The sequence below is a fragment of the Anaerotruncus sp. DFI.9.16 genome (genome assembly GCF_024461615.1).
Taxonomy (GTDB): domain Bacteria; phylum Bacillota; class Clostridia; order Oscillospirales; family Ruminococcaceae; genus Anaerotruncus; species Anaerotruncus massiliensis.
Genome location: NZ_JANFZX010000005.1, coordinates 104,579 through 111,985, shown reverse-complemented (window position 1 = coordinate 111,985; position 7,407 = coordinate 104,579). Strand labels below are relative to the sequence as shown.

10 protein-coding genes and 1 tRNA gene are annotated in these 7,407 nt (G+C 47.4%); 1 reads left to right on the top strand and 10 read right to left on the bottom strand.

What is annotated here, in order from left to right; genetic code table 11:
- The 10 genes from NE609_RS04350 to NE609_RS04305 all read right to left on the bottom strand — a co-directional run.
- Window positions 1-1,006 (bottom strand): type IV secretory system conjugative DNA transfer family protein (locus NE609_RS04350; RefSeq protein ID WP_238043906.1); only part of this gene is annotated, 1,006 nt, incomplete at its 3' end.
- Window positions 1,006-1,488 (bottom strand): PcfB family protein, encoded by a 483-nt coding sequence (locus NE609_RS04345; RefSeq protein WP_002304320.1) that lies wholly within the window; start codon window positions 1,486-1,488, stop codon window positions 1,006-1,008. The genes NE609_RS04345 and NE609_RS04350, both read right to left, overlap by 1 nt.
- Before the next feature lie 36 nt (window positions 1,489-1,524).
- The gene (locus NE609_RS04340) at window positions 1,525-1,836 is read right to left on the bottom strand and encodes a DUF5720 family protein (protein WP_002304317.1); all 312 of its coding nucleotides are present in this window, start codon (window positions 1,834-1,836) and stop codon (window positions 1,525-1,527) included.
- Between the two features lie 10 nt (window positions 1,837-1,846).
- Window positions 1,847-2,488: a DUF3846 domain-containing protein gene (locus NE609_RS04335; protein ID WP_002588969.1), complete on the bottom strand. Its 642-nt coding sequence runs from the start codon at window positions 2,486-2,488 to the stop codon at window positions 1,847-1,849.
- Between the two features lie 54 nt (window positions 2,489-2,542).
- Window positions 2,543-3,070 (bottom strand): hypothetical protein, encoded by a 528-nt coding sequence (locus tag NE609_RS04330; protein WP_002304315.1) that lies wholly within the window; start codon window positions 3,068-3,070, stop codon window positions 2,543-2,545.
- 8 nt (window positions 3,071-3,078) lie between these two features.
- Window positions 3,079-4,005 carry a ParB/RepB/Spo0J family partition protein gene (locus NE609_RS04325; RefSeq protein ID WP_002304314.1) on the bottom strand — a complete coding sequence of 309 codons (927 nt, stop codon included), beginning with the start codon at window positions 4,003-4,005 and terminating at the stop codon, window positions 3,079-3,081.
- Entirely contained in the window at window positions 3,962-4,789 is an 828-nt protein-coding gene (locus NE609_RS04320) for a ParA family protein (RefSeq protein WP_002304313.1), read from the bottom strand. Before NE609_RS04320 ends, NE609_RS04325 begins: the two co-directional genes overlap by 44 nt.
- A 6-nt stretch (window positions 4,790-4,795) precedes the next feature.
- Complete coding sequence (locus NE609_RS04315; RefSeq protein ID WP_002304312.1) at window positions 4,796-5,725, bottom strand: DUF6017 domain-containing protein; 930 nt, start codon at window positions 5,723-5,725, stop codon at window positions 4,796-4,798.
- On the bottom strand, window positions 5,722-5,925 hold the full coding sequence (locus NE609_RS04310) for a hypothetical protein (protein ID WP_223385014.1): 204 nt from the start codon (window positions 5,923-5,925) through the stop codon (window positions 5,722-5,724). Before NE609_RS04310 ends, NE609_RS04315 begins: the two co-directional genes overlap by 4 nt.
- Before the next feature lie 569 nt (window positions 5,926-6,494).
- A tRNA-Arg gene (locus NE609_RS04305) sits at window positions 6,495-6,571 on the bottom strand.
- A gap of 363 nt (window positions 6,572-6,934) precedes the next feature.
- Between NE609_RS04305 and NE609_RS04300 the strand changes: the two genes are divergently transcribed.
- A complete protein-coding gene (locus NE609_RS04300) occupies window positions 6,935-7,357 on the top strand; it encodes a bis(5'-nucleosyl)-tetraphosphatase (RefSeq protein WP_121587185.1) in 423 nt (140 codons plus the stop codon).
- The last annotated feature ends 50 nt before the right edge of the window (window positions 7,358-7,407 follow it).

The window sequence follows — 7,407 nt, the reverse complement described above, 5'->3', positions numbered from 1 at the left end:
TTCTAAGAGACTTCCCAACCGCTTGATTAAGAAGTCTTTTAGAGCATACAACACCGGCAGCCAGCTTGTATTTTTTATACTGACGGACTGCAAAGTGATTCGGCTTTTTCTTTTCCAGGGCTTCAAACATCAGATCCACCGGGTTCTGGAACTCCTCATCATCTTCCCGCACCTCCATTGCGTTCAGGAACTCAATCAGGGTGGAGAAATTCTGTTCCTCAACCGGAGCTTCATAGTGGATATATCCGATCAAGGCACAGTAGAGCAGCGTTTCCGCCTTCGTCCAGAACTCATCACCGGCTTTTCCATCACCCTTTGTGTTGGCAATCAGCGTTGTCACCAGTTTCAGAATGTCTTTTTCTGAATGGATATAGGCAAATGGGTTATAGTGCATCGACTTCTGAAAGTTGATGGTGTTGAAAATCTTGATGGTGTAGCCATGCTTCAAAAGGGCGTTGCCGCACTCAATCACGATGCTGCCTTTCGGGTCAGTGACCACATAGGAACTGTGCATCTGGAGAAGGTTTGGCTTCAACCAAAAGCGAGTTTTACCGGAACCCGAACCGCCGATAATCAGAACATTCTTATTTCGGGCATTGGCAGGATTCTTCGGGCGATTGCTCATCATCAGCCGCTCCGTTTTCGTCAGGATCACATTGTCCTCGAACTTTGGTGCAATAAACGGCTCAATATCTTTTGCCGTTCCCCAACGAGCAGAACCGTACTCAACATTGTGTCGGTACTTCTTTGCGTTTTTGCCTTTTAGATAGACAGCCAGCCGAAGTCCTGCGCCGCAGAGAATACCAATCAGCAAATCCAACGGGTGAAAGCTGGGAAACGGATTGTTCAGGGCTATCGGAAGGGCATGAAAAAAGCTGAGGATTTTCGCAGATGAATCTGCCCCCTCAGCCAATCTCCATGCTTCTCCTAAATTCGTAGCGAACAACCCTACCAGAAAATACGGTAAATTCAGAATCAGGAGCTTTTTCATTTTTCTCTTATCCATCACAGATCACGCTCCTGTTTCTTCTCTCGAACCTTCTTCGGAATCGCTGCGACAATTTCCTTGAACTTCTTCAGCTGCGCCAGAACGCTCGGCTTTTCATTCTTGGTTAATGCCCTTGCCTGATGTTCCTTGCAGATTGCATCCAAAGCATCTGCATCTTTAGAACGGACAAAAACAAGAAACCGGGGAGGATCAACGGACTTATCTTTTCTTACGGCAAAGTCCACGCCATACTTCTTGGCGAGCTTTTCAAAATCACGGATACTCTCTTTGTCGATCTCAACATTCGTAGCACCCTGATTCTGTCCCAAAAGCTGTTTCACGGATTGCTTTCCATGAACGGCAGGGTCTCGTGCCTTTTTCATCTTCACTTTTTCCCGGTGCTGCAAATACTTGCGGATACCGGCAATGATAGTGCGCCCCGTCAGCTTGGTTGTGCTGATCGCCAGGTTTACTGTTCTGTTTTCAACTTCTTCCTGCATGATTCATCACCTCCTGCAAGCAGTAGAGTGAACAGATTATCGTGCCATATCTCTGTGGTCGTAATACAGATTGCCCTTGGCAACTGCGGCATGGCTGATAATCTTGATATTGCCAGCTTTCTGGTTATCCAGAGCCTTCTGATAACCCACATCGCTCAAATACAGGCGATTTCTTTCGCCTTTCCAACCGACAGGCGATTCATCGGTCAGCACATCGAAAATAATCATGTGCTTGGTGGCGTCATCAAATCGTGCCAAGTCCATATAGGTATGTCCCTGGTACTCCTTGGCACCATCCTGAATCCGCTTTCGCTCCATCAGCTCTCCAATCGTCGAATTTCTTTGCATAAGAACCTCCTTACAGAACATCTCGGTCAGGGTTACTTTTGTGGGGAACCGAATCAGCTTTGACAGGTGCATCTTCTTTCTTCACCATGTCATCCGGCAGGGGAAGCGCCATAATGCTGCGCCCCATGCGTACAAAAGTCTCAGGCTGATGAAAGTGTTCCTCAAACTGCTTCATCAGTTCCGGGGACAGAGAACAAAAATCATCCTCGCCCAATCCCACAACCAGAAAATCACCGGCGATAATGTCATAAATATCGCCGTCATCATCACGCAGCGCACGGTTCAGTTCTTTGCCTACGAGTTTACCTTCGTCGTGCATCACCAGTGCAACCGGCTCATTGAACGGATAAGTTGCCTCAATATCGCCACCTACGGCTTTCTGCAAATCCTCCAGCTCACAGCCGATCTGCACAGCCTGCGGATACATGAACGGCTTTACCAGCAACACATTCATGGTATCTGCCTGTTCTTTCTGAACCTCCCGTTCCTCGGTCGTGCCGAACGCAACACCGGTAAAGTTTTCGGAGTCCAGAATGTACTCCGAATTGTAATAAGCGGCTCTAACCTGTTCCTCTGCCGCATCGTGAGATTCTGCTTGCACCGTAACCGTTTTCTCCAAGGTTTCGGTGATCTTCACATCGTATTCTTTCAAGTTTCGATACCTCCGTTTCTTTGGAAATAAGAAAAGCGACCATCCATGAACCTGTTACAGTTCATAAATAGTCGCATCCACATCGGCTAAAAGCTCGAACAAGCAAATATCGTCCAGTTCGCAAATCAGGGAACCCATGTCGAAGAAAATATCGTCCTCGCATTCCACCGTAGTAACCACGCTGCGGTGTTCGTTAAGACAAATGGCTTCTTCCTTGTCCATCGTGATCGTAGACATACAGGACACCACATAGAATGTCATATCTTCTGCTAACCACAGCTCCTTGCTCTGAATCGTGCGAACTTTTTCATCGCCGCTCATATCTTCTACATAGGACAGAAGCCGCACGGCTCTGCTGTTCAGAAGTACCTTTCCCTGATAGTCGATACCCTCACCAGCAGAGGACAATACTCGATACTCGCTAATCATCTCGGCATTTTTCTGAAACGACTTTGCCAGAAGCGCAGGAGAAATATCATCGAACTCCTCACTGTAGTTTACGAGCATATCTACCATATAATCAGGATCGCAAAGGTCGTAGAGTTCTTCCAAAGCGCCCTGAATGTTTTTGGGTGTAAACATTTTTTACCTTACCTTTCCATTGATTTTTCTCTTTTTTTCTGCCATTGCTCCAAAAGCTGAATGATTTTATCCTCCATCTGCTTGTTGGTATAGGACTTCGGGAAGTATTTTCGCAACGAATCCGTTTTGAAGGTTACTCTGTCCAGCTCTCCCTTCTTGATTTCATTCATAATCTCGCACATCGCATCCAGCGTACACTCGCCCTCCTGTGCGAGCTTTTTAATTCGCTGTGCTTGCGAAAGGGAAGGAGCTGCTTGAGCATAATCCATTGCAGAAAGAAAATCCTTCTGTTCTTCACTTGCCAGATAGGAAAGCTCCACCGCAGGATTGAATTTGATCTGACCCGTATCTACCATATCCAGCAGTTCCGGAATCAGTTCGGTCAGACGGATATAACGGTGTACCTGATTTCTGCTTTCTCCTGCCTCCTGACCGACTATATCCATTGCCTGCAACTTCATCCCAACTTGGGATGAAGTTAAATCGGTGCGTTGACCTTGATGTTTAATCGCATCCAGCTTCATCTTATAAGCAAATGCTCTTTCACTCGGCAGGATACTCTCCCTCTGCAAATTCGCATCAACCATCAAAATAATGGCTGCATCATCGTCCAGGTCACGAACAATCGCAGGCATGGTTTCCTTACCCGCAAGCTCCGATGCCCGGTGCCGCCTGTGACCAGAAACGATTTCATAACCACCGTCGGGGTCAGGACGGACAATCGCAGGAGTGAGAACTCCGAAATCTCGGACGCTCTCTGCCGTTTTCATCATTTCTTCATCATCAACCACACGGAAGGGGTGTCCCTCAAAGGGGTGTAGCTCAGAAAGCGGAATTTCCTGCACACGCTCCTGCTGGGCTTCAGCTCTGGATTGATCGGTGGAGAAAATATCATCGTACCCCTTCAAGCTGATGTTTGCGCCTTTTTTCTGCATTGTTTAACACCTCCTTCGTCAGAATTTTATAGGCTTCGGCAACTTTGCCTTTGGGATCATGCTTGAAGATACTGGTTCCCTCTGCGCTGATTTCCTCTGCACGGACAGAGCGGGGAATGTCGGTCTTGTAAACCTTCAGCTTTCCGCCGTAGCTCTCCCGAATCAGATTGCTGATGTCTTTGGAGTAGTTGGTGCGGCTGTCCACCATCGTCAGAAGAATCCCTTCAATCCTCAGTTTCGGGTTGATTTGCCTCTTGACCTTGTTGATGGTTCCAAGCAGCTGTTCCAGACCCTTTGCAGGAAGGTATGCTGCCTGAACCGGTATCAGCACATTGTCGGCAGCTGCCAACGCATTGACGGTCAGCATACCCAAAGACGGCATACAGTCAAGAAGAATGTAATCATAATTCTGTTTGACTGTATCCAGGTATTGCCGGAGAATGGTTTCCCGGCTCATGGCATTGACCAGTGCTACCTCCATACCTGAGAGTTCGATGTTGGACGGCACCAAATCAACGCCCTCCGGATGATGAAGAATCCCTTCATCGGGAGTAATAGGGTTTTCCATCATAATCTTTCCCATCAGATCGGAAAGTGTCGGAGACAGATCATCCGGGCAGGGATTGCCCAAACTGACCGTCAGGGAAGCCTGGGGATCGGTGTCTACCAGAAGCACCTTTTTTCCTTCAAGAGCCAAGCCAACGCCCAGATTCTCGGTGGTGGTGGTCTTTCCAGTGCCTCCTTTCTGATTGACCACCGCAATGATGGTTGCTTTTTTCGACATTTATCGTCACTCTCCTTCCTCTCGCTTCATTTTCAATTTCTTAAATCCTCCTTCCAAATATCCGTGTGACATATCGTGCCGAACAAGAGCATCGTAGTAGGTGTCTATTGTCGTCGGCGCATTGTATATCGTAGTCAGCATATACTGACGGATATTTCTAATCTTTGTGGTGTTCTCCTTGAAGCAGTCCATAACATATCGAATGTGTTCGGCATTCAGTTTCATAAACCGACTGCGGACAATTTCTGCCGGACGCTCCTCTGCACCAATGCGAATCAACGGTCGCTTCGTGCAAACTGTTTCAACGATCAACTCCAGAATGTTATCCAGCATTTCGGAATCGTAAGGGTAATCCTTCTTCAACAAATCCATACTAAGCTGATCCGAGAAATAATCAAAGTATTCTTGATACCGGTCATTCTCGTCCATCATTCCACCATTTCCGGAAGGAAAGATAGAATCAGTATCACTAAATTCAGTATTTTTAATATCAGTATTATTACATTGTGATTTCGGAAGTTCTTGAGTTGTGATTTCCATTGTTCCAGAATTGTGATTTTCACAATTCAAGAGTTGTGAATCCACAGCAGAGATAAAGTTCTTCACATAGATCAGGTTGGGCTTTCCCAAACCCTGGCGCTTACGTTCAATCAATCCTGCTTTCTTCTCAAGTTCACTGAGCAGCTTGATAGCCTTTTGTTCAGCACAGTTCAGAGCCATCTTCGCTTCGTCGATTGTAAAAATGATATACACTCTACCGTTTTTATCTATCCAACCATTCTTGGCAGACAGGCTCATGCGGTCAAGCAAAATGCCATACAGCATCTTGGCATCGGCAGAAATATTCCAGAACCTCTCGTTCGTGAACAACACCTTCGGAACTCGATAGAATGTGAATAGATCGGATTGCTGACCGTAAAAATAATCAAAACTCACACGGCTTCACCACCTTCTTTCTGCGGAAAACTTTCTGTTGTCAGCGGAATGCTGCGGAAAGTCGTATCCGTCTTTTCGTAAGGACATCGGGCAAAATAGTAGAAGCGGTATTCCTGTTCATACACATCCATATCAACGAAGCCCCACTTCACGCATAACCTTCTTCGTACACCAACCAATGCACGGGTGATCTCGCCCATAGGGACAGCCATCACATTCCGACTTGGGTTTCGGCGGCAAAGAGATTAAGTAGTAGCAATTATTTCTACCCAGACGGCAGCCCTTTCTGCCATTCGTCCAGAAGTAGCAGTAATGACAGTCGCTCGGCTTGTCTGCGGTATAAACAGGCTTGCTCAAATAAAACACCTCCAATCTCTTGTATTTGCCCATGGGTTTGGGCATAAAAAAAGAGCGCCTATCCATCCCCAATGCGGGGCAAATAGACGCTCTATGTACATAACGATATTTAATTTTATCTGCTATAACTGCATGGTATTCAAAACATCCGCCTTTTTTGATTAGCTGGATTTTTGGCACGATTTTGGGGCTGATTAGCAGGAAGGGCATTTTCATTAGCAAGAACAGCCCGTTTTCTGCTAAAAATTAGCTGGCGATTTTGTCTTATAACAACCGTTCGATTCTGGAGGGGTTGTCAAAAATCAAATTTTGGAGTAGAATTTTATCTCATACAGTGAAAGAGCTTTTTCGTAGCTTTTTATATAAGAAAAGCCGAAAACCCTTGAAAACAAAGGCTTTCGGCGTTGTTCACTGGCGTCCATAAGAGGATTTGAACCTCCGACCCCACGCTTAGGAGGCGTGTGCTCTATCCAGCTGAGCTATATGGACGTGTCTGATATATGATTATAGCCCGATCAAAGTCGAACTGCAATCCCTTATTTAGTTTTTTTTGAGGTGGCCGTTGTAACGCAACCTTAGGAGGCGGTCGCTCTATCCGACTGAGCTACGGGCGCATAACACCATAATATTATAATGCGGAGGGATATTTTTGTCAACCGAACGCGGGGGGCCGGATTCGGCGTTTTCGCAGAAAAATCCAAAACCCACTTTTAAAGACCCATAAAAAGTGATATATTAATAACTGTATATGCTGGTGCTGTGCACCGGGCGCGGCAGTCCCGCGGGCACGCGGGCGGCCGGCGCGACTCAGGCGCGGATTCGGCGCCGCAAAAGAGAGGAATGGAAAAACGGATGATTCGCGAAAAATCCTGCGGGGCGCTTGTCTACCGCAAAAAACAGGATAAGGTGGAGCTCCTGCTCATTAAGCACCGCAACGGCGGGCACTGGTCCTTCCCCAAGGGGCATGTGGAATCGGGGGAAAACGAGTACCAGACCGCGCTGCGGGAGATCAAGGAGGAGACGGGGCTGGACGTCAACCTGCGGGACGGCTTCCGGCAGAGCGTCGAGTATTTCCCCAAGCCGCACGTCAAAAAGCAGGTGGTCTACTTTCTCGGCTATCCGGGCGGGGACGACACCGTCAAGCGGCAGGAGGAGGAAATCAGCGAGTACCAGTGGTGCCTGCTGGACGACGCGGACGGGATGGTCACCTTTCGCAACGACAAAAACCTCATCAACGAGGCCAAGCGGTTTTTGGCAAAGGACCGGGAGCACTAAACGGACGCGGCGGCTTTTCCGAATGATTACGAAAGCGCAGGCGAACTGAT

What these genes read in the sequence shown, in the direction of transcription:
- NE609_RS04340 (WP_002304317.1), bottom strand. Translation starts at nt 1,836, where the DNA reads ATGCAAAGAAATTCGACGATTGGAGAGCTGATGGAGCGAAAGCGGATT.
- NE609_RS04300 (WP_121587185.1), top strand. Translation starts at nt 6,935, where the DNA reads ATGATTCGCGAAAAATCCTGCGGGGCGCTTGTCTACCGCAAAAAACAG.
- NE609_RS04325 (WP_002304314.1), bottom strand. Translation starts at nt 4,005, where the DNA reads ATGCAGAAAAAAGGCGCAAACATCAGCTTGAAGGGGTACGATGATATT.
- NE609_RS04330 (WP_002304315.1), bottom strand. Translation starts at nt 3,070, where the DNA reads ATGTTTACACCCAAAAACATTCAGGGCGCTTTGGAAGAACTCTACGAC.
- NE609_RS04345 (WP_002304320.1), bottom strand. Translation starts at nt 1,488, where the DNA reads ATGCAGGAAGAAGTTGAAAACAGAACAGTAAACCTGGCGATCAGCACA.
- NE609_RS04320 (WP_002304313.1), bottom strand. Translation starts at nt 4,789, where the DNA reads ATGTCGAAAAAAGCAACCATCATTGCGGTGGTCAATCAGAAAGGAGGC.
- NE609_RS04310 (WP_223385014.1), bottom strand. Translation starts at nt 5,925, where the DNA reads ATGGGCGAGATCACCCGTGCATTGGTTGGTGTACGAAGAAGGTTATGC.